This window comes from Thiobaca trueperi, assembly GCF_004342175.1.
In the GTDB taxonomy this organism is placed as follows: Bacteria; Pseudomonadota; Gammaproteobacteria; order Chromatiales; family Chromatiaceae; genus Thiobaca; species Thiobaca trueperi.
Genome location: NZ_SMAO01000006.1, coordinates 53,369 through 73,686 on the forward strand (window position 1 = coordinate 53,369; position 20,318 = coordinate 73,686).

23 protein-coding genes and 2 tRNA genes are annotated in these 20,318 nt (G+C 63.2%); 12 read left to right on the forward strand and 13 right to left on the reverse strand.

The window, feature by feature from the left end; genetic code table 11:
* Positions 1 to 4 precede the first annotated feature (4 nt).
* A tRNA-Glu gene (locus EDC35_RS12230) sits at positions 5 to 80 on the reverse strand.
* 55 nt (positions 81 to 135) lie between these two features.
* Positions 136 to 211 (reverse strand) — tRNA-Ala (locus EDC35_RS12235).
* 203 nt (positions 212 to 414) lie between these two features.
* Here EDC35_RS12235 and htpX point away from each other — a divergent pair.
* Positions 415 to 1,302 (forward strand): protease HtpX, encoded by an 888-nt coding sequence (gene htpX / locus EDC35_RS12240; protein WP_132977540.1) that lies wholly within the window; start codon positions 415 to 417, stop codon positions 1,300 to 1,302.
* 92 nt (positions 1,303 to 1,394) lie between these two features.
* Here htpX and EDC35_RS12245 read toward each other — a convergent pair whose 3' ends face one another.
* Positions 1,395 to 1,823, reverse strand: coding sequence for a phasin family protein (locus EDC35_RS12245; protein ID WP_132977541.1), 429 nt, complete (start codon positions 1,821 to 1,823; stop codon positions 1,395 to 1,397).
* Between the two features lie 244 nt (positions 1,824 to 2,067).
* Here EDC35_RS12245 and bktB point away from each other — a divergent pair, with 244 nt between their 5' ends.
* Positions 2,068 to 3,252, forward strand: coding sequence for a beta-ketothiolase BktB (bktB, locus tag EDC35_RS12250; protein ID WP_132977542.1), 1,185 nt, complete (start codon positions 2,068 to 2,070; stop codon positions 3,250 to 3,252).
* A 199-nt stretch (positions 3,253 to 3,451) separates the two neighbouring features.
* Here the strand turns inward: bktB and alaC are convergent, their stop codons facing one another.
* Entirely contained in the window at positions 3,452 to 4,654 is a 1,203-nt protein-coding gene (gene alaC / locus EDC35_RS12255; protein WP_132977543.1) for an alanine transaminase, read from the reverse strand.
* Between the two features lie 174 nt (positions 4,655 to 4,828).
* On the opposite strand from alaC, the gene EDC35_RS12260 reads away from it, so the two are divergent.
* Together EDC35_RS12260 and EDC35_RS12265 are read left to right on the forward strand one after the other, a co-directional pair.
* A complete protein-coding gene (locus EDC35_RS12260) occupies positions 4,829 to 5,146 on the forward strand; it encodes a DUF4342 domain-containing protein (RefSeq protein ID WP_132977544.1) in 318 nt (105 codons plus the stop codon).
* Between the two features lie 41 nt (positions 5,147 to 5,187).
* Complete coding sequence (locus EDC35_RS12265) at positions 5,188 to 5,385, forward strand: hypothetical protein (protein WP_132977545.1); 198 nt, start codon at positions 5,188 to 5,190, stop codon at positions 5,383 to 5,385.
* A 142-nt stretch (positions 5,386 to 5,527) separates the two neighbouring features.
* Here the strand turns inward: EDC35_RS12265 and gorA are convergent, their stop codons facing one another.
* From gorA to EDC35_RS12285, 4 genes are all read right to left on the reverse strand, one after another.
* The gene (gorA, locus tag EDC35_RS12270; protein WP_132977546.1) at positions 5,528 to 6,904 is read right to left on the reverse strand and encodes a glutathione-disulfide reductase; all 1,377 of its coding nucleotides are present in this window, start codon (positions 6,902 to 6,904) and stop codon (positions 5,528 to 5,530) included.
* Between the two features lie 94 nt (positions 6,905 to 6,998).
* Positions 6,999 to 7,478, reverse strand: coding sequence for a GNAT family N-acetyltransferase (locus EDC35_RS12275; RefSeq protein WP_132977547.1), 480 nt, complete (start codon positions 7,476 to 7,478; stop codon positions 6,999 to 7,001).
* Positions 7,479 to 7,552: 74 nt separating this feature from the next.
* Positions 7,553 to 8,290, reverse strand: coding sequence for a glutathione peroxidase (locus tag EDC35_RS12280; protein ID WP_132977548.1), 738 nt, complete (start codon positions 8,288 to 8,290; stop codon positions 7,553 to 7,555).
* A 223-nt stretch (positions 8,291 to 8,513) separates the two neighbouring features.
* Positions 8,514 to 8,870, reverse strand: a complete 357-nt coding sequence (locus EDC35_RS12285; RefSeq protein WP_132977549.1) for a hydrogenase maturation nickel metallochaperone HypA/HybF — start codon at positions 8,868 to 8,870, stop codon at positions 8,514 to 8,516.
* Positions 8,871 to 9,007: 137 nt separating this feature from the next.
* Here EDC35_RS12285 and EDC35_RS12290 point away from each other — a divergent pair, with 137 nt between their 5' ends.
* The 5 genes from EDC35_RS12290 to EDC35_RS12310 all read left to right on the forward strand — a co-directional run bounded on the left by EDC35_RS12290 (position 9,008) and on the right by EDC35_RS12310 (position 14,190).
* Positions 9,008 to 9,781 (forward strand): M15 family metallopeptidase, encoded by a 774-nt coding sequence (locus EDC35_RS12290; protein ID WP_207896202.1) that lies wholly within the window; start codon positions 9,008 to 9,010, stop codon positions 9,779 to 9,781.
* A gap of 40 nt (positions 9,782 to 9,821) precedes the next feature.
* Positions 9,822 to 10,781: a hydrolase gene (locus EDC35_RS12295; RefSeq protein ID WP_132977550.1), complete on the forward strand. Its 960-nt coding sequence runs from the start codon at positions 9,822 to 9,824 to the stop codon at positions 10,779 to 10,781.
* A gap of 192 nt (positions 10,782 to 10,973) precedes the next feature.
* The gene (locus tag EDC35_RS12300; RefSeq protein ID WP_132977551.1) at positions 10,974 to 11,918 is read left to right on the forward strand and encodes a cobyrinic acid a,c-diamide synthase; all 945 of its coding nucleotides are present in this window, start codon (positions 10,974 to 10,976) and stop codon (positions 11,916 to 11,918) included.
* A 308-nt stretch (positions 11,919 to 12,226) separates the two neighbouring features.
* Entirely contained in the window at positions 12,227 to 13,429 is a 1,203-nt protein-coding gene (locus EDC35_RS12305) for a toxic anion resistance protein (protein WP_132977552.1), read from the forward strand.
* A gap of 101 nt (positions 13,430 to 13,530) precedes the next feature.
* Positions 13,531 to 14,190, forward strand: coding sequence for a class I SAM-dependent methyltransferase (locus EDC35_RS12310; RefSeq protein ID WP_132977553.1), 660 nt, complete (start codon positions 13,531 to 13,533; stop codon positions 14,188 to 14,190).
* Here EDC35_RS12310 and EDC35_RS12315 read toward each other — a convergent pair.
* Entirely contained in the window at positions 14,160 to 15,005 is an 846-nt protein-coding gene (locus EDC35_RS12315; RefSeq protein ID WP_243651635.1) for a GNAT family N-acetyltransferase, read from the reverse strand. The two genes, EDC35_RS12310 and EDC35_RS12315, sit on opposite strands and share 31 nt — an antisense overlap.
* Positions 15,006 to 15,131: 126 nt before the next feature.
* Between EDC35_RS12315 and EDC35_RS12320 the strand changes: the two genes are divergently transcribed.
* The 3 genes from EDC35_RS12320 to EDC35_RS12330 all read left to right on the forward strand — a co-directional run bounded on the left by EDC35_RS12320 (position 15,132) and on the right by EDC35_RS12330 (position 18,090).
* Positions 15,132 to 15,440 (forward strand): YebG family protein, encoded by a 309-nt coding sequence (locus EDC35_RS12320; RefSeq protein ID WP_132977720.1) that lies wholly within the window; start codon positions 15,132 to 15,134, stop codon positions 15,438 to 15,440.
* A 34-nt stretch (positions 15,441 to 15,474) separates the two neighbouring features.
* A complete protein-coding gene (locus tag EDC35_RS12325; RefSeq protein WP_132977554.1) occupies positions 15,475 to 17,034 on the forward strand; it encodes a long-chain-fatty-acid--CoA ligase in 1,560 nt (519 codons plus the stop codon).
* 207 nt (positions 17,035 to 17,241) lie between these two features.
* Complete coding sequence (locus EDC35_RS12330; RefSeq protein ID WP_132977555.1) at positions 17,242 to 18,090, forward strand: nucleotidyltransferase domain-containing protein; 849 nt, start codon at positions 17,242 to 17,244, stop codon at positions 18,088 to 18,090.
* A 13-nt stretch (positions 18,091 to 18,103) separates the two neighbouring features.
* Here the strand turns inward: EDC35_RS12330 and EDC35_RS12335 are convergent, their stop codons facing one another.
* The 4 genes from EDC35_RS12335 to EDC35_RS12350 are packed head-to-tail and all read right to left on the reverse strand — an operon-like array spanning position 18,104 to position 20,269.
* Positions 18,104 to 18,553 (reverse strand): hypothetical protein, encoded by a 450-nt coding sequence (locus EDC35_RS12335; RefSeq protein WP_132977556.1) that lies wholly within the window; start codon positions 18,551 to 18,553, stop codon positions 18,104 to 18,106.
* An 11-nt stretch (positions 18,554 to 18,564) separates the two neighbouring features.
* Positions 18,565 to 19,125, reverse strand: coding sequence for a DUF2939 domain-containing protein (locus tag EDC35_RS12340; protein ID WP_132977557.1), 561 nt, complete (start codon positions 19,123 to 19,125; stop codon positions 18,565 to 18,567).
* A 16-nt stretch (positions 19,126 to 19,141) separates the two neighbouring features.
* Positions 19,142 to 19,624: an aminoacyl-tRNA deacylase gene (locus tag EDC35_RS12345; protein ID WP_132977558.1), complete on the reverse strand. Its 483-nt coding sequence runs from the start codon at positions 19,622 to 19,624 to the stop codon at positions 19,142 to 19,144.
* A gap of 9 nt (positions 19,625 to 19,633) precedes the next feature.
* Complete coding sequence (locus tag EDC35_RS12350) at positions 19,634 to 20,269, reverse strand: 3'-5' exonuclease (RefSeq protein WP_132977559.1); 636 nt, start codon at positions 20,267 to 20,269, stop codon at positions 19,634 to 19,636.
* Positions 20,270 to 20,318 lie beyond the last annotated feature (49 nt).

Below are 20,318 nucleotides of genomic sequence, written 5' to 3' on the forward strand. Positions count from 1 at the left end.
TAATTGGCGTCCCCACGGGGGTTCGAACCCCGGTTACCGCCGTGAAAGGGCGATGTCCTAGGCCACTAGACGATGGGGACTAAACTTTTTCAATCTATTCGACGTGTGGCCAACCCGTCGAACTGTACTTGAAATTGGTGGAGCCAGGCGGGATCGAACCGCCGACCTCAACACTGCCAGTGTTGCGCTCTCCCAGCTGAGCTATGGCCCCGGTGAAACATCATCCTGAAGTTCCGAGACGCGAAATACTAATGGCGATTGGCGGGTTTGTCCAGCCCTGATTCCATTATTTTTTGCGGTGGTGCTGTTCCGGCCAGGCGGGACGTTCATGGCGACCATCAAAATGGGCTTGTGTCCCAACCGCGCCAGGTGCATGGTAACGCCTTTTCATCCGCCTTTCAGGGGTTTTGTTCCATGATGCGTATCATCCTGTTTCTCATGACCAATCTTGCGGTTCTGTTCGTCATCAGCATCGTCTTCCGGGTGCTTGGCCTGGATGCTGCCATGCAGGCGGACGGCGGAATGGACATGGGCGCGCTGCTGCTGATGGCAGCCATCATCGGTTTCAGCGGCTCGCTGATCTCGCTGTTTATGTCGAAGACGATGGCCAAACGCGGGATGGGGGTGCAGATCATCACGCAGCCCGCGACTCCGTTCGAGCACTGGCTGATGCAGACCGTCGCCCGTCAGTCCGAACAGGCCGGCATCCAGATGCCGGAAGTCGGTATCTTCAACTCGCCCGACCCCAACGCCTTTGCGACCGGCTGGAATCGCAATGCGGCGCTGGTGGCGGTCAGTACCGGGCTGCTTCAGCAGATGACTCAGGATGAAGTGGAAGCGGTGGTGGGCCACGAGATCAGTCATGTCGCCAATGGCGACATGGTCACGCTGGCCCTGATTCAGGGCGTGGTCAATACCTTCGTGGTGTTTCTGTCGCGCATTATCGGCCGGGTGGTGGATCAGGTCATTTTCAAGAATGATCGCGGTCCCGGCGTCGGCTATTTCGTGGTCTCGATGATCGCCCAGATCCTGCTGTCGGTGCTGGCGACCATGATCGTGATGTGGTTCTCGCGTTATCGCGAATATCATGCGGATGCGGGTGGGGCGAGCCTGACCAGCCGGACGCAGATGGCAAGCGCGCTGCGGGCCTTGCAACGCACCCATGAGCCGCAGGATCTGCCGGCACGGGAGTTTGCGGCTTTCGGGATCTCGGGCCGGATTGGCGACGGTTTCAAGGGGCTCTTCCGCAGCCATCCGCCGCTGGAAAAACGCATCGCCGCACTGGAGCAGCGTCTGTTCTGAGGCGTCCATTCGCGTTTTGCGAAGGCGCATGGAATCGGAGAAGGCTTCCTCAAACGGGTCAGGCGGGCGTGCCCGGCCTGACCCCTGCGGACTCAGTTTTTGATGGTTTTGTTCATCATGTCCTGAAGCTCGGTCAGGCCCGTGTTCATTCGCGCCTGGATGATCTTGAGCGAGTCGGCGTTGGATTTGGTCATCATTTCAGCCAGTTCTTTCATGTTGGCTGAAGCCTTCTCGAATGCCTGCCGGGCGATTTCGGCCTGCCGGTCAGTGAGTTCCTTGGAGTCTTTGGCGGAGGACAGTTCGGCGGTCGCGACGCGCATCTGCTCCAGTGAGTCCTTGATGATTTCGGCCTGACGCCGGATCAATGCCTGCATTCCCTCATTGACCGCCTGCGTTGCGGCGGCCACGGCCTCCACATTCTTGCGATAGGCCGCCATCATGGCGTCCATGTCCAGACCGGGAATCTGCATCTGCTTGAACAGCGAATCGAAATCGGCGAAGGGGGTTTTGTTGTCGCTCATCGTTATGATGCTCCTTGAAAATGATTGTTTGACGCGCCGCAAACCATCTCGACGCTCGCGGACTGTATGTGAACGACGGGATCAGGGTCAAATCGCAACCGATAAGCTGGCGGCGAGGGAGCGGCGTCAGGAGGCTTGGCGATTGAGGCTCATGGCCTTAGGATCGCGGGTGGGCGGACCAGAATGGCCGGCTCTGACTTGAGTTTCAGCATAACAAGAATCATCAGACGAGGAGTTACGCATCATGAATCAACCTGAAATCGTTCTGCTCTCCGGCGTGCGTACTGCCATCGGCGACTACGGCGGCGCACTCAAGGACGTGCCGCCGACCCGGCTCGCCGCACTTGTGGTGCGTGAGTCCATCGCCCGTGCCGGACTGCCTGCCGCCGACATCGGCGCCTGCGTCTTCGGCAACGTGATTCACACCGAGGCGCGCGATATGTATCTGTCGCGGGTGGCGGCGGTGGAGGGCGGGCTGTCCCATTCCAGTCAGGCCTTCACCCTCAACCGGCTGTGCGGTTCCGGTCTTCAGGCGATCATCTGCGCGGCGCAGCAGATCCTGCTCGGGGATGTGCAGGCAGCCGTGGCCGGCGGTGCGGAGAATATGTCGCGTGGACTCTATGCCCTGCCCGCCGCGCGCTGGGGGCAGCGTATGGGCGATGGGGCCATGATGGATATGATGGTCGGGGCGCTGACCGATCCCTTCGACAGCATCCACATGGGTGTCACCGCCGAGAACGTCGCGGCGGAATATGGCGTCTCCCGCGCCGATCAGGATGCGCTCGCCGTGGAATCGCACCGCCGTGCCGCCGCTGCCCAGGCTGCCGGGCGCTTTGCTGACCAGATCGTGCCGGTGGAGCTGAAGGGTCGCAAGGGTGTCACCCTGTTCGATACTGATGAGCATGTGCGGGCGGAAACCAGCCTGGAGAGCCTGGCGAAATTACGCACGGTCTTCAGGGAGGACGGCAGTGTGACGGCGGGCAATGCCTCCGGCATCAATGACGCGGCGGCTGCCGTGGTGCTGATGGACGGCGCCGCTGCAAGGGCGCGCGGTCTGACGCCGATGGCGCGTCTGGTGGGCTATGCCCTGGCCGGGGTCGATCCCAAACAGATGGGGATCGGTCCGGTGCCGGCCGTCAGACAGGTCATGCAGCGGACCGGATTATCCGTTACCGACATGGACGTGATCGAGCTGAACGAGGCCTTTGCCGCACAGGCGCTGGCCTGCGTCCGCGAGCTGGAACTCGATCCGGATCGCGTCAATCCCAATGGTTCCGGCATCTCGCTCGGTCACCCCATCGGTGCGACCGGCGCCATTCTCGTCGTCAAGGCGATGTACGAACTCCAGCGCAGCGGGGGACGTTATGCGCTGATTTCGATGTGCATCGGCGGCGGGCAGGGCATCGCCGCCATCATTGAGCGTTGCTAAACCGCGTTAAACCGCGCCCTGTGCGGTATGCGATGTTTTAGGATTGGATCAACCTTGGCAGAATCAACGAATGCTGGAGTCGGCGCGGTTTAAAGTCTTAAATAATAAGAAATTTAAACCGCGCCACACTGAAGTCGTTGACATCCGCAGAGCTAAACACAAGTCGAAAAGCATGCATGTCGCGCTGAACGCGGTTTAATCAGGATCCGGCGCGCGAGTCGCGCCGGAACATTTCCTTGATGCCGCGCACGGCCTGACGGGTGCGGTGCTCGTTCTCGATCAGACCGAAACGCACATGCCCGTCGCCATATTCGCCGAAGCCGATTCCCGGTGAGACCGCGACCTTGGCCTCGCGCAGCAGTTTTTTGGAGAACTCCAGCGAACCCAGGTGGCGGTAGGGTTCGGGAATCGGCGCCCAGGCGAACATGGTGGCCTTGGGCGGCTCGATGGTCCAGCCGGCGGCATCGAGTCCGCCACAGAGCACATCGCGCCGGCTCTGGTACATGTCGCTGATCTCGCGCACGCACTCCTGCGGACCTTCCAGCGCGGCAATGGCCGCAATCTGGATCGGGGTGAAGGTGCCATAGTCCAGATACGACTTGATGCGAGCCAGCGCCGAAACCAGGGTCTTGTTGCCGCACATGAAACCGACGCGCCAGCCGGGCATGTTGTAGCTCTTGGACATGGAGAAGAACTCCACCGCGATGTCCTTGGCGCCAGGGATCTGAAGGATCGAGGGAGCCTTGTAGCCGTCGAAAACGATGTCGGCATAGGCGATGTCATGCACCACCCAGATGCCATGCTCGCGGGCAATGTCGATCACCTTCTGGAAGAAATCCAGCTCGACGCACTGCGTGGTCGGATTGCCGGGGAAGTTCAGCACCAGCATCTTGGGCTTGGGCCAGGATTCCTGGATTGCCTTCTGCAATTCCTCGAAAAAATCCACGTCCGGAGTCAGGCGCACATGCCGCACGTCGGCACCGGCGATGATGAAACCGTAGGGATGGATCGGATAGGCCGGATTGGGCACCAGCACGGTGTCGCCCGCGCTCATGGTGGCCAGCGCCAGATGCGCCAGACCTTCCTTGGAGCCGATGGTGACGATGGCTTCGGTCTCGGGATCCAGATGCACGTCGAAGCGATCACGATACCAGTGACAGATGGCGCGGCGCAGACGGGGAATGCCGCGCGAGACCGAGTAGCGATGCGTATCGCGGCGGGCCGACGCCTCGACCAGCTTATCGACGATATGCTGGGGCGTGCCCTGATCCGGGTTGCCCATGCCGAAGTCGATGATGTCCTCGCCCCGGGCTCGCGCCTCGGCCTTCAACTCATTGACGATATTGAAGACATAGGGCGGCAACCGCTTGATGCGGTGGAATTCTGACTCGGGGGCGACCACGGGGAACCTCTTGCGATTGGAGTGGGGAAAACATGAGAGTCTACCGCCGCTCCGGCGAGATTCAAATACATGCGTCCGTCGAACATCACGTCATGAGTGACGGGCCGACGCAAAACCAGTTAAAGTTCGCGACCGAGTCCGGTCAGGCCGGTCTGGTCGCCATGAGAGGTTGAAATGAGACAAGACAATGGACGCCACCTGATTGAAGAGATCACGGTCACGGGCGGCGCGCTGCTGGACAAGGTCAAGGATCTGATCCAGCAGGGCAACGTCCGGCGCCTCATCGTGCGGCGCCCAAGCGGCAAGGTGCTGGCGGATATTCCGCTGACGGCGGGCGTCGGCATCGCTGGCGTGCTGACCCTGCTGGCCCCGGTGTTGACCGCGATGGCGGCGATTGGTGCCCTGTTCGCTCAGGTTCGCATTGAAATCCAGCGCGATCCCGATCTGTTTATCAAGCGGGCGGATGCAGACCGTGACGACTATCGCCGTTAATGGCGCCAACCCCAAACCTTAAACCACAGAACGAGAGTGACATGCAGCAGATCAAGAAGACCGCCGAATACACCATTCTTCAGAAAAAATCGGGACGTTATGCGGTCAAAAACCGTAAGACCAGGAAGCTGGTGAACGGCGAAGAAAAGCAGGCGATCCTGGTCGCCGAGGCGCTTGTCACGCTGCCCACACCGAAAGCCGCGCCCGCCGAGCCGGAAGCTGAAGCCGCAGCGGAATAAGGCCGTATCCTGCAAAGATGCGGGAATGACTGAGACAGGATTAACAGGATGACTCAGGATTAACAGGATTTGAAACAATGGTTTGAAAAATCCTGTCCATCCTGTTAATCCTGTTAATCCTGTCTCAATGCATTGAAAGCGTCTAACCGCCCTGCCCCGGACGGCGTACCGGTATCTTGAGCGTGACCAGTTCTTCCGCGCTACAGGGATGGATGGCGACCGTCGCGTCCAGATCCGCCTTGGTGGCGCCCATCTTCACCGCTACCGCAAACCCCTGCAACATTTCATCGACGCCATCGCCGATCAGATGGATGCCGACAACCCGCTCTTCCGGGCCGGCGCAGATCAGCTTCATCGCCGTTTTGGGACCGTGCGCGTTGAGCGAGTAGCGCATCGGCGTAAAGCTGGTCTCATAGATGGTCAGGGTATCGCCGAAGCGTTCGCGTGCCTCGGGCTCGGTCAGGCCGACCTTGCCGAGCGGCGGGTGGGTAAAGACCACGGTCGGGACGTTCTCGTAATCCAGCTTGAGATCGGGTTTGTCGTTGAACAGCCGCTCGGCCAGACGACGCCCGGCGGCGACGGCAACCGGCGTCAGCGGCTCGCGTCCGGCCACGTCGCCGATGGCATGGATGCCGGGCACATTGGTGTTCTGGAAGGCGTCGGTCGGAATGATGCCGTTGGGCTGAACCGTCACGCCCGCCGCCTCCAGGCTGAGTTCGCGCGTGTTCGGGGTGCGTCCGACGGCCCAGATGATCTGGTCGAAGCCGGTCAGACGCTCGCCGTTGCGAGCCGCCAGAACCAGCCCATCCGCATCACGCTCCAGTGCGGCGACCTCGAATTCAAGCCGGGTCTGGATGCCGTGTGCCTCCATGTTCTCGCGCAGGGTCGCGCTGATGAGCGGATCGAAGAGCCACAGCAACCGGTCTTCGAGAGCCACGACCGTCACCTCGGTGCCGAAGGCAGTTAGAACACCTGCCAGCTCGACCCCGACATAGCCGCCGCCAACGATGGCGACGCGCTTCGGCTGCGTCTCCAGCCTGAAAAAACCGTCCGAATCGATCCCCAGCTCGGCGCCCGGCATGCGCGGCACGATGGGGCGACCGCCGGTGGCGATGACGAGATGATCGGCACTGTAATGTTGATCACCGACCGCGATGGTGCGGGCATCGACGAAGCGGGCCTGTCCCGTGATGCGGGTGATGCCGGTGCGCTCGGCATAGCCATCCCAATAATCGTTGATATTGGCGACATAGCGATTACGTCCCGCGACCAGCTTCTGCCAATCGAGACCGTCCGACTGGGCGCGTACTCCGAAGTCAGGCGCATCCGATACCGCCTCGGCGAGCTGGGCCGCATACCACATCACTTTTTTGGGCACGCAACCCTGATTGACACAGGTTCCGCCCAGCCTCCCCGTCTCGACCAGGGCGACGCGCCGTCCCAGTTGGGCGGCCTTTTCCGCGACCGCCAGACCGCCGCTACCGCCGCCGATGGCGATCAGGTCGAAATGCTGACTCATGCCGATCTCCTTCCATCTGTTTAAATAAACGACCTGCACGGCGTTTCGCAAAGGCCTTGTGGGTCAACTTGTGGGTCAATAAGTGGGTCGCCGTTCACAGGGAGACCTTGAGTTTGCGTCCACCACTCACGGCAAAGCCCTCGCGCTCATAAAACGCAAGGGTTCTATCGAACTGCGGCAGCGGAGGCGTCGTCACTTCCAAACGTGTCCAGCCACGCGATGCACCGAAAGACCTTGCCTGAGAGACGAGACGCAGACCCAGACCTTCTGCACGAAAATCCGGGCGCACGTACAGTTCGGCGATGGTGCCGAAAGCGCCCTCGGCGTAAAGGGCATAGCTTTCATAAAGGGTAATAAACCCGACTGCGTCGCCATGCCTGCCGCGCGCGACAAAGACATCGTATTTATCGCGATTGAGGAAGTCTTTTAGCCTGGATGTCGTTGCGGCAAGATCAAAATTGAACGCCTGAGTACCAATGGCATTCATGATTTCAGTCAGCAACTCACCGACCATCACGGCGACCTCTTGCGCGTTGTCAGCAGCCGCTTTGTGAAGCGTGAACTCTGCGGTCATGTCATCAGGCTCAACCATTCATTGGATGCAGTGCAAGCCGCCAGTCGCGCTGGCGGCTTGGTCGCAGCGAGGAGTTAGGACTGCGTTTTCAGCCAGGCGATGGTGTCATCCGAGCCGCCGATCAGCTTGCCGTTGACGAACACCTGGGGCACCGTCTTGGCACCGGCGACCGCACGCAGGGTCTGCTCGGTGTAATCCCGGTTCAGGACCAGTTCCTCGAAGGCGATGCCAGCATTGCGCAGCGCCTCTTTGGCCTTGACGCAGAAGGGGCATCCATCGCGACTGAAGACCGTCACGTCATGCGGTTTGGGCGCGTTCGGCGCGAGGTAAGCCAGCATGGTATCGGCGTCCGAGACCTCGTAGGGGTCGCCTTCGACCTCCGGCTCGATGAACATCTTTTCAATCACGCCATCGCGCACCAGCATGGAATAACGCCAGGAACGCTTGCCGAAGCCCAGGCCGTCCTTATCGACCAGCAGGCCCATGCCCTCGGTGAATTCGCCGTTGCCATCAGGCAGGAAGGTCAGGCTCTCGGCATGCTGCGACTTCTGCCATTCGTTCATGACAAAGGTGTCATTGACCGAGAGGCAGACCACGGTATCCACGCCATGCTCTTTGAAGGCCGGAACCAACTGGTTGTAACGCGGCACATGGGACGAGGAGCAGGTCGGGGTGAAGGCGCCGGGCAGCGAGAACACCACCACCGTCTTGCCGGCAAAGATGTCGTCGGTCGTCACATCGACCCATTCGTGGCCATGACGGGTATGAAAGGTGACGCTGGGGACACGGCTTCCGGTACGATCTTGGAACATGGTCGATTCTCCGTTAGGTGTTGATTGGTCTGTCGCGTGGGTTACAGTCTTGCTGGCTGGCTGATAAGCCGCTGACGGGTCAAACAATAATCCAAACAGGTTTATTCGGGAAATCGATTGTAAAAATCGCCGCGATTGGTTGAGGCGATCGGGTTGGCTTCGGCACGATCCTGCGGTGTTCATTTGCCGCGTCCCTGATGATAAACCTTACGGCTGATCGGGTTCAGTCCGGGTCGGGAATCGTCAGCTCCAGATTGGCCAGCAGCAGTTCATCGCCGCTGATGAGCCGGGTGTGGAAGCCGCCGCACGCGCCACACAGCAGCCGGTTGGGCGTGGCGTCGGTGTCGGCGTCGCACTGGTTGCAGTGAACCCGCACCGCTGCGGGTTCGATCACCAGCTCGGCGTGTTCGGCAAGCGTGCCAATGGCGACCAGCGGATAGGCATGCTTGAGCAACGACCCCTCGACACCGGAGAGCGGGCCGACCTTCAGCAGGATCCGATCAACCCGGCTGGCGCCGTGCTCGCGGGCGATCTGCTCGACCTGATCAAGCAGCGCCTGACAGAGTGAGAGTTCATGCATCCATCGCGCTCCGCTCAGGTGCCGAGACAGGCCGGCCGTACAGCCCCGCCTTGTTGATGCCGGAAACGGCGCAGAGGTTGGTGCAGCCTTGGATGGCGTGGTCCATGAGAGTTTATATCCTGACCAGGAGTTTCCCAATGTCGTTTGCTGTTGTGCGTGCTGTGTGGCTGGCGACCCTGATGGCCGTCCCTTCTGTTGCCGCTGTGGCCGAGCCGTTGCCGGATGGCTTTGTCCATCTGCATGCGCTTGCCCCGGAGATCGTGCAGGATATGCGCTATCACGGTTCCTACAACTTCATCGGGCGCCCCATTGATGGCTATCTGGCCCCGTCGTGCATCCTGACCCGTCCGGCGGCGGAGGCGCTCAAGGCCGTGCAGACGGAGGTGGGGCAGGCGGGGCTGCGGGTCAAGGTCTTCGACTGCTATCGTCCGACCCGTGCGGTCGCGCACTTCGTGCGCTGGAGCCAGGATGTCGCCGACCAGAAAATGAAGACCGCCTTCTACCCGCGCATCGACAAGGCGGACTTCTTCCGGCTGGGCTATGTGGCGGAACGCTCGGGTCATTCGCGCGGGAGCACGGTGGATCTGGTGCTGGAGCCGATCCAGGCCGAAACCGACTCATCCGTGGCGGTTGACGCGCACACCCTGGTCGATTGCGCGGCCCCGCACGCCGAACGCCACCCGGACAGTCCGCTTGACTTCGGAACCGGCTTCGACTGCATGGATCCGCTCTCGCATCCCGACAGCACGGCGGTTCCCGCTGCGGCCCAGGCCAACCGCGCCCGGCTCGCCGAGGCGATGGTCCGCCATGGCTTCCGTCCCCTGCCCGAGGAGTGGTGGCATTTCACGCTTGAGGCGGAGCCCTTCCCCGACACCTATTTCGACTTTCCGGTGACGGCGCCCGGCGGGTGAGGCGATGTCGCTATCAAAGATATTGGAGACACATTCAATCATGCACGGTCGAATCACGACAAGCCGCTTTCGCCCCGCCTGGTGGCTGCCCGGCCCCCATCTCCAGACGCTCTGGCCCAGCCTGACGCGACCTCGTCCACGTCTGGATCTGGAGCGACGACGCATCGAACTCGCCGATGGCGATTTCATCGATCTTGCGCAGGCGCCCGTGTCCGGCCCGCGAGTGCTGGTGATCCACGGCCTCGAAGGGAATCTGGAGTCGCACTACGCCGGCAACCTCATGCTGGCTCTGGCGCGCGGAGGCTTCCGACCGGTTTTCATGTCCCTGCGCGGCTGCTCCGGGGAACCGAACCGGCTCGACCGCGCCTACCATTCGGGTGCGAGCGACGATCTGGTGGCGGTGCTGGAGACGCTGAGCGAGGATCCGGAGGGACCGCCCCTGGCGGCGGTCGGCTTCTCGCTGGGGGCCAATCTGCTGCTCAGGTATCTGGGCGAGACCCCGTCCCCGCTTCTGGACAGGGCGGTGGCGGTATCCGTCCCCTTCGTTCTGCGCGATGCCATGCTCCGGCTGGATCTCGGGGTGTCGCGCCTCTACCGGCGCCATCTCCTGGATAAACTCAAGGCCAGCATCCGGCGCAAATTCGCTGATCGACCCTTCCCGCTCCAGGTGGATCTGGACCGGATCCACGACTTCAACCAGTTCGATGAGCGGATCACCGCCCCGCTCAACGGCTTCGCGGGCGTGTTCGATTATTACGAACGCGCCAGTTGTCGCGCCGTCCTGTCCCAGATCCGCACCCCCACACTCATCATCCAGGCCGCCGACGACCCCTTTATGTTCCCCACCACCTGCCCCTGGGAGCACGAACTTGGATCCGGTGTGACGCTTGAACTCGCCGCCGGGGGCGGGCATGTCGGATTCATCGCTGGCAACCGGCCCTGGCGACCCCATTACTGGCTGGAAACCCGCGTCCTGGAATACCTGGAAAACGGCGCCTGAATCTCGCCGCAGACCGCAGATGACCCCTTGACCGCGTTGGTCTGGCCTTGAGTCAAATGTGATACCTTCGATCTGGACGGGATCTCGTGGACATGTTTCTGATGCATGACAGTCGTGAAGAGGTGTGCAGCGTCTGATGAGGCGCCTGACCGCTTCTCAAAACCTTAAACCTGCCAGCGATGTACTGAATCCATGTTTGGCTTCCTCCAGGGTCTGGCCTACGGGCTTTTTGTCTCCTGCCTGCCGTGGTTGATCATCGGCCTGATCAATCCACGCATGGCCCTGCCAGGCGAACCCTTCACGCGGCTGCGGGTGCTGATTCGCTATTGGCTCATCGTGCCCTTCATCGCCCTGCTCATCTGGCTTACCTCGCTGTGGGGCGGCTTCGGCCCGACCCTGGGCGGATGGCTGACCGGTCTGGCGGCGATTGCGGTGGCGATCCCGGCGGAGCGGGCGTGGCGCCGCTGGCGTCTGACCCTGGCCGAGCGTCAGCGCGCGGCCCAGCAGGTGGCGCTGGCGATGCAGGCGCGGGCCGCGCTGGAGCGGGAGGCCCGTGAGCAGGGGATCGCCGTGCTGGATCCGGCCCGCCCGCCGGTGGAGAGCGATGCGGTGATCCTCGCGCTCTGGGAGGCCAAAAAGCGTCTGCTGGCGGCGGAGCGTCCCGATCTGGCCATCCAGTCTGATCGGCTCTATACCCGCTATGCCCATGTGGACGGGATGCTCCGTAGCAAATTCGACCCAAGCGAACTGACCCTCGAACGCTCCCGGGGGCTGGTGGGCGAGGTCGCCCGGACGGCGGTGGATAACCTGAACACCATGGCCTCGATCGCCCATGGCGTGGCCGAGGTGGACGCGGACTATGTGCGCCGCCGTCTGTCTCAGGAGCCGGCCCGGATGCCGGACGCAGAGCGGCTGGCCCTGACCCGGCGACTCGATCTGGTCGCGGAGACCGAGCAGCGTCTGCGTGAGCTGAGCGCGCGGAACGAGGCCGCCATCACCGCCCTGGACGACGCGGCGGTAGCCGTGGCGGCGGTGGAGACCGACCGACCCCAGGCATCGGTGGCGGCGGATCAGGCCCTGGCCGATCTGCGCCGCTTCGCGGAGAAGGCGCATCACTACGGGCGCGATGCTTGGTAGTGCCTCGATTCGCAGGATGAACAGATCTAAATTCAGACAGGATTAACAGGATTAAAAAAAATGATTTAAAAATCCTGTTAAACCGCGTTCAGTGCGATATGCGTAATTTTCAATTTGTGTCTAGCTCTGGGGAAGTCAACGACATCAGTGGAGACGCGGTTTAAAATTTTATATTTTTTAATATCTTAAACCGCGCCAGCTCCGATAATCCTTGAGTCTGCCAGGGCCGATTTGATCCACAAAGATCGCATACCGTGCTGGGCGCGGTTTAATCCTGTCAAAAACATGCGCATCGTAGGAACCCCATCATGAGCACACCCAAGACCCTGCAAACGACCGACGATTCCCGCTTCAATCTGTCGCTGCCCCCGGCGGCGGAGATCGAGGCGCGGGTGAAACAGGAGACCGACCCCGAGACCACGCTGGACGATCCCGCGCTGCTCGCCATGGCCGATGCCTTCGTCGCCGAGGTGCTCAAGACGACGGACCAGGATGGGATCGACCGCCGTCAGCGTCAGGCGGTGGACGAGATGGGCCTGGAGGTGCAGCGTCAGGCGGCCCATCGCAGCCAGATGCTCCAGGCGCCGATCCGCAAACTGGCCCACCAGGGCGACGAGGGCGGACCGGTGGCGCGCTCACTGGTGGATCTGCGTATCCGTATGCAGGAGCTGGATCCCCAGCGTTACGACCTGAGCCGGGCGGGTCTGACGCGGTTTCTGGCCCTGATCCCCGGCATCGGCACGCCGCTGCAACGCTATTTCCAGAAGTTCGAGACTGCGCAGGAGGCGCTCGACGGCATCATCAAGGATCTGGAGTCCGGCAAGCAGATGCTGCATCGGGACAATCTGACCCTGAGCGACGATCAGCAGTCACTGCGCGACAGCCTGGATCAGTTGCGCCGCCAGATCGGACTGGGCCGGATCATCGACCGGCGTCTGGAAGAAAAGGCGCTGGAGCTGCCCCCGGACGATCCCAAGCGGCGCTTCCTGGACGAGGAGCTGCTGCTTCCGCTGCGCCAGCGCATCCTGGATCTGCAACAGCAGTTGGCGGTCAGTCAGCAGGGCATCATGGCCCTCGAAGTGGTGATCAGGAACAACCGGGAGCTGATGCGCGGCGTGGATCGGGCCATCAATGTGACGGTCTCGGCCCTGAATGTCGCGGTCACCGTGGCGCTCGCTCTCGCCAATCAGCGTCTGGTGCTGGATCGGGTGGAAGCCCTGAACACCACTACCTCGAACCTGATCGCCGGCACCGCCAAGGCGCTGCGCACCCAGGGTGTCGAGATCCAGAATCGCGCCGCGTCCACGGTGCTCGACATGAAACAGTTGGAACAGGCCTTCACGGATGTGATCGGCGCGATTGATGAGGTCTCGCGTTACCGGCGCGAGGCCCTGCCCCGGCTCGATGCCCAGATCGACCGTCTTGAGGTGCTGGCGAACCAGGGGGATGCCGCCATCCAGCGCATGGACAAGGGCGATGCCGCCCAGTTGGAGCAGGTGATTGCGCAGTAGAGCCTGGCCGATGTCGCGCCGGGTGAACGCGCCGAGTCAGGATGACCCCGGACTGATCGCGCCCTGGCAGATGATGGTTTGAGACGAATGGAGGCTTTCTGATGCAGGACAGTCGTGAAGACGTGTGCCGCGCCTACGAGGCGTTCGCGGTGACCTATGATCGTCAGCGCGGGCAATTTGACCTTGACGCGCTGCTGAACGAATTTCTTGCCCTGTTACCGGGGCGGGGCGCGCTGCTCGATCTCGGCTGCGGTGCGGGTGAGCCGGTCGCGCGGACCTTCATTGAGCGCGGCTGGACCGTGACCGGCGTGGACTTCAGCGGCGCCATGCTGGAGCTGGCGGCGCAGACCTGTCCCGCGATGCAGCGGATCCAGGCCGACATGCGGGCGGTCGAATTCCCGCCCGGTCACTTCGATGCCATCAGCCTCGTTTACAGCCTCTTCCATCTGCCCTGGCGCGAACATCCCGCACTCTTCGCCCGTTTGCGTCACTGGCTCAAGCCATCGGGACGGCTGCTCTTCACCTATGCCACCGCCGACTACACCGGACAGGAGCAGTTCGAGGGCGACAAGCTGTTCATGGGCCAGCGTCTCTTCTACAGCCACACCACCGAAGCGGAACTCACGGCGCAGCTTGCAGCGGCGGGACTGGTCATCGAGCAGGCCGACCGGCGCGAGATCGGCGGCGAACGCTTCCTCTGGGTGATGGCACGGCGCGCCGAGGCGGTCATTCACCCCAACTCGAAACTGGTCACGCCATAGATCCGGGTCAGCTCCAGAGCCGGCGCCGGACCCGCATACATGCGTGCGGTCTCGAACATCGGCTGCCAGCCGAGGCGTGCGACGAGTGCAACCGCCGCCGGGTTGCAGGCCGGCAGGTCGAGAAACAGGGGGTCCGTCGCTAAAACGTCGGCACCGAGCGCGGCGAGAAGCCGCTCGGCCCCGGCGGGCGTCTCGGCCAGGAGCGGGCCGATCTTGAAGCCCTGCCGACAGGCACGCCGCACGCCATAGCCGACGAGTCGCCCCTGTTCGCGCAACCCGAGTGCGCGGGTCTGAGGTTGTACGATCCAGGCGCGCAGAAAGGCATCGCGGGCGGTCGGAAAGCCGGCGCGGTCGCAGGCGGTGAGGTCGGCAAACGGCTGCTGACACAGATCCACCAGCGCGGGGTCGGCAGACGGGTTCCCGGCGTGACCGTGGCCCTGATAGCGCACCTGCCGGTAGGCCAGCGCGAAGCCCGAGCGACGATAGTTGTCCTGCTGCGCCACCACCCCATCGAGACCGACAGTGCGACCGGTGAGACGCGCCATCGCCGCCTGCCAGAGCGCCCAGCCGTGGCCCTGTCCGCGCCATTCCGGGTGCACGATATAGAGGCCGATGAAGCCAAAGTCCGCGCCGTAGCGCACCGCCGAGATGACCGCCACCGGGGTGTCGTCGATCAGACCGATCAGAAAGCCCTCGGGATCGGCGGCGCGGAAAGGAACCGCATCGGACAGTCCCGGATTCCAGCCCTCAGCGGCGGCCCAATCGAGCGCCAGATCGATCTCGTCGGGCTGCATGGCGCGAATCTGTAAACGCATGTGGATTTCCTCGGATTGCCGGGCAACTGCCGCTGGCAGGTGACTGAAGCGTTGGGGAGCGCGACAGGGCATGACGGGGCTGCGGGTTATACTCGCGCTTCAGACCTGCAGGTAGACATGCCCACCATGATCGAGATCGAATACATCGTCAAAGACCGCCGGGGAGTCGAGCGTTTGCGCACTGCCGATAAGAAGGCTGCCGATGCCTATGACCGCATTCTGGAGAACGCCGAGCGTCTGGCGCAGTGGCTGCGCGCCGATCAGGTGTTGCCCAATCTGCCTGAAACGGATCTGGAGAACCTGACGATCTATCTGGCGCGCCACGCCCGCGAGGTCGAGCAGATCCTCAAAGGCAGGCCGGTGGAGCGGGAGCCGGATGCCGGGCAGGCGTCCGCGCCCGAGAGCCTGCCTGAGAAGATCGCACAAATCCGCTGACCCCCGTTATTGGCACAGAAATCGACTCGCGACCATGACATCATCCCGCACGCTTCCCCAGCTCTTCCGTCACACGGCCAAATGCTTCGCCGGGACGCCGGCCATTCTCACTCAGGAACGCACCTGGACCTATGCGGACCTCGACGACGCCAGCGACGGCATGGCCGCCGGACTGATCGCGCGCGGTATCGCGCCCGGCGAGCGGGTTGGGCTCTACTGCCCGAACGGCGCGGAGTTCGTCTGCTGCTATCTGGGTATCCTCAAGGCCGGTGCCTGTGTGGTGCCGATCAATCTGCTGCTGCCGCCAACGGCCATCGCGTTCGTGCTGAACGATGCCGGTGCCAGGGCGATCTGCTTTCATGCCGCCTTTGCCGAACAGACGGCGGCGGCGCTGGCTGAGACGCCGGGCGTGACGGTGCGGGTCGGGATCGGCCCGGTCGCCCCCGAGATGGTCGATTGCCGGCTCGACGATCTCACTATGGCGGCGGCCCCGCCCGCGCCGCGCATCGATCCCGACCAGGATCCGGCCGTGATCCTCTACACGTCCGGCACCACGGGCCGACCCAAGGGCGCCGTGCTCACGCATGCCAACCTGGCCGCCAATGCCACGGCGGTGGCGGAGGTGCTGGCGGTTCGCCCCGGTGCTGACGGCGACCGCTTGCTGGTCGTGCTGCCGATGTTCCACGCCTTTGCCGCCACCGTGGGCATCCTGACGCCCCTGCTCGTCGGCGCGGCGCTGGTTCCGGTGGCGCGCTTCGACTCAGATCTGATCGCCGAGGCCATCGGCACGCATCGCGCGACCATCTTCCTCGGTGTCCCGAGCCTGTACGCCGTGCTCCTGCGACTCGACGACACCCAGGTCGCCCGTTGGGGCTCGGTGCGTCTGTGCGTCTCCGGCGGCGCGGCCATGCCCGAGGCGGTCATGCAGGCGTTCGAGACACGTTTCGCCGTGCCGGTCCTGGAGGGTGACGGCCCCACCGAATGCGGGCCAGTGACCTGTGTGAATCGACCCGCCGGGCCGCGCAAGCCGCGCTCAGTGGGGCCGGCGCTGCCGGGGGTGGAGATGCGCATCGCCGATTCCAATGGGCATTGGCTGCCCGACGGCGAGCATGGCGAGGTCTGCGTGCGTGGCCCGAGTGTCATGCGCGGTTACTGGAACCTCCCCGACGAGACCCAGGCCAGCTTCTATGGTGACTGGTTCCGTACCGGCGATCTCGGTTGGCGCGATCCGGACGGCTGGTTCTATCTGGTTGATCGGATCAAGGATCTGATCATCACCAACGGCATGAACGTCTATCCCCGGATCATTGAGGAGGTGCTGATCCGCCATCCCGACGTGGCTGAGGTGGCTGTCGTGGGCGAGCCGCACCCCTTGCACGGTGAGATCCCCGTCGCCTATGTCACCGCTGCGCCGGGTCATGACGACCTCGACCTGCGCGCACTCAAGGCGTGGTGCCGCTCCCGACTCGGCCGCCACGAGCTGCCCCGTCGCATCGAGCGCATTGACGCCCTGCCGAAGAACGCCGCCGGCAAGATCCTCAAGCGCGAGCTGCGCCGCGCGGGCGAGCACGAGCGCGGGGTCAGGGTGCCATAGCGGGTGGCTGACGAACGGTGCCGGTGCCGGGGCCGATCAAAAGGTCGTGTTGTTCCAGTCGAACAGATGCGGAAGTGGAGCGGAAAACCCGATGTAGAGCCGCTCGGCTGGGACGGCCAGCGTTTCGGCCAGCAGACCACAGAGCACACGCGAGCACTCGGGCAGATTCAGGTTCTTGAGTTCCAGACGAACAGATCGAGGCGGTCAATGACGAGCAGCGTGCGCTCCGATTCTGAGTCCGACGTTCTCAGTGCAACGGCGATTGAACCAGTCATCCACACCGAGATCCTTGCCCGTCTGGCAGGCATCGAGGCCGCCCAAGGGGTACGGATCCTCTACGCCTGTGAATCGGGCAGCCGTGCCTGGGGCTTTGCCTCGCCGGACAGCGACTACGACGTGCGCTTTCTCTACGTCCATCCGCTGGCGTGGTATCTGCGCGTCCATCCCGCGCGCGATGTGATCGAGCAACCGATTGCGGATGACCTGGACATCAACGGCTGGGAGCTGCGCAAGGCGCTGGGGTTGCTGCACAAGGGCAACGCCACCCTGATCGAATGGCTGGACTCGCCGATCATCTACCGTGCCGATCCGGTGTTTCTGGCGTCGCTGCGGGACGTGGCCCGACGGCTGCACCGGCCCGAACGGTCGTTTTATCATTACCTCCACATGGCACGCGGCAATGCCCGCGCCTACCTGTCCGGCGAGCGGGTGCGGCTCAAGAAATATCTCTATGTGCTGCGCCCGCTGCTGGCGACGCGCTGGATCGAACAGGGACGCGGTCCGGCGCCGATGCGCTTCGAGACCCTGGTCGAAACGCTGGTGGAGGATCCGGCGCTGCGTGCCGCCATCGATGCCCTGCTGATCCACAAGCGCACGGCTGGCGAGGCCGAGCAGGGCGTGCCCAGTCCCGTTCTCAATGACTTCATCGCGCGCGAGCTGGACCGGCTGGAGGCGGTGACGCTGACCGCGACGCCACCGCTTGCCACCACGGAACTGGATCGGCTGTTGTGCGAGACGGTCTGCCGGTGCGCAGAGCCGGCGGCGCTGACCGTCTGACCGGGCGGTCGCCTCAGCGATAGAACAGCGACACGATGGTGAATCCCGCCTGCCCATCCGCTCCCGGTGCGTAATGGAGCGAAGCCGTCCGATACGCGGCCCATTCCCAGCCATAGACGGCGTGTTTGGGATCGCTGGCCTGGGGCGACCCGAGCACCCGCGCGACGGCGGGCAGGATCTGGCGGGTTTGATCCGGGCCGGGGATCTGGAGCAGGAGCGAGGCCACGCGGGAACTGTTCGGATGCGTTTCGACCGTGATGCGGATGCCCCGGTACTCGCCCTCGAAATAGGCGCAATCGGCGTTGATCGACGCAACCCGGCGCAAATCGTCCCGCTGCGGCACCGGCTCATCCTGACGGATGTCGCGCAGGATCTGTTCGACATCGGCGGCGGGATCAGCCATGGCAGCCAGGGGCGCGAGGCAGCACAGAGCCAGCATGAGCAGAATGTGGCGTGCGGTCATGGCGGCTGGTTTCATGGTGCAGCGGGCTTCGTCTCATCGAGCGGCAGGATCACGTTGACCAGTTTCCAGGACAGTCCATCGCGTTGCAGCACGAAGCGCGTCTCCTGGCCGTCATCGCCCGGCACCCACACCGAAAACCGACTCAGTGAATCGTAGCGGTAGCGGGCATCCTGGAAGAGATCCCGTTGCGGCTCCTGTTCCGGTTGCGGGCGGGACTTCGCGCGCGGCGGGGAGCCGATGGACGGGCGTTCACCTTCCATCAGGCTCGCCAGACCGGCGGGCGTGATGAAGGAATCCACCAGGCCATCGACCAGGGTGGACGCCAGACCCGCCGCCAGTGCCCCGAAGGGATTCTCGTCCAGTTCCTCGGCGGCGCTCTTGACGATCCTGACCTTGATCTGATCCTTGAGATTTTGACGCAGGGTCGGGAAATCGACCCGCTCGGCGAGCCGTTCCGAATCCTTGTTCTCGATCCCCTGTCTGATGTCGGCCACCGCGAGATAGGGTCCGGCACCGACCCAGGCGGTCAGCAGCAGGGCCGCGAGACCGATCATCCATCCGACTGTTTTCATGTGGTGCTCCTGAAGTTCAGACGGCCATGCTCACCAGCGCTGGCTGGAGCACGCGCAGCAGATCCGCCGTCGCCATTGAAATGATGTAGCCACGCTTGCCGCCGTTGATGTAGAGACGCGGTAACTCAGCAATGCCCTGTTCACAATAGACCGGCATGGTGCGGCGCGTGCCGAAGGGCGAGGTGCCCCCGACCTGATAGCCCGAATGCCGGTCGGCGACCTTGGGATCGCAGGGCGCGATCCGCTTGGCACCGATGGCACGGGCGAGCGCCTGGGTCGAGACCTGACGATCACCGTGCATGAGCACCAGCATGGGTTGCCGCTGCTCGTCCTCCATCACGAGGGTTTTGATCACCAGATGCTCATCGACCCCGATCTCACGCGCGAACTGGGCCGTGCCGCCGCCCGCGACATAGGTATAGGGATGGCCCGCGAAGGCCACGCCAGCGGCGCGCAGCACGCGCACGGCCTGAGTGACGGGTTCTTTGGCTGGTTTCATGCCGGCATTCTATACCTTGATCATGCCCATTTTTCGCTCTCTCAGGTGCCGCTCCACACACCCCTGAAGTCCGCCTGCGGACGCCCGCTGAATCCGCCCCAGCAGCTCATGCGTCACCGAGTCCAGCCCGAAGCGGCGCATCAGTTCGCGCTCCAGATGCAGCGTCAGATGTGCGGCCATTTCAGCATCGGCCAGGGCGCGGTGAGCCCGCGCAGCGGTCGGCAATCCCGCCATCGCGACCAGATTCCCCAGCTTGTAACTCGCCGCCTGTGGCATCAGGCGCTTGGCAACCAGCATCGAACAGACGAAGGACTGGTGGCGCTGGCGACCGATCCGGCGCAACTCCGCATCCCAGAAACGGCTGTCGAAGGCGGCATTGTGGGCCACCAGCGGGATGGTGCCGACAAAATCGGCGACCTCGGCCATGACCCGTTCGGCGGGTGGCGCCTGACGCACCATCGACGTGCTGATGCCGGTCAGTTGGGTGATGAAGGGCGGAATCGAGAGTCCGGCGTTCATCAGGCTTTGATAGCGATCCACGATCTGACCATCACGGAGCAGGACGGCGGCAATCTCGGTCGCGCGGTCGCCGCGTGCGGGGGAGAGCCCGGTGGTCTCGAAATCAATGACGGCGATGGTGTTCACGTTTCGCTGGCTGTTGCTTTATGTGTAATTTATATTCCGATAACAGACT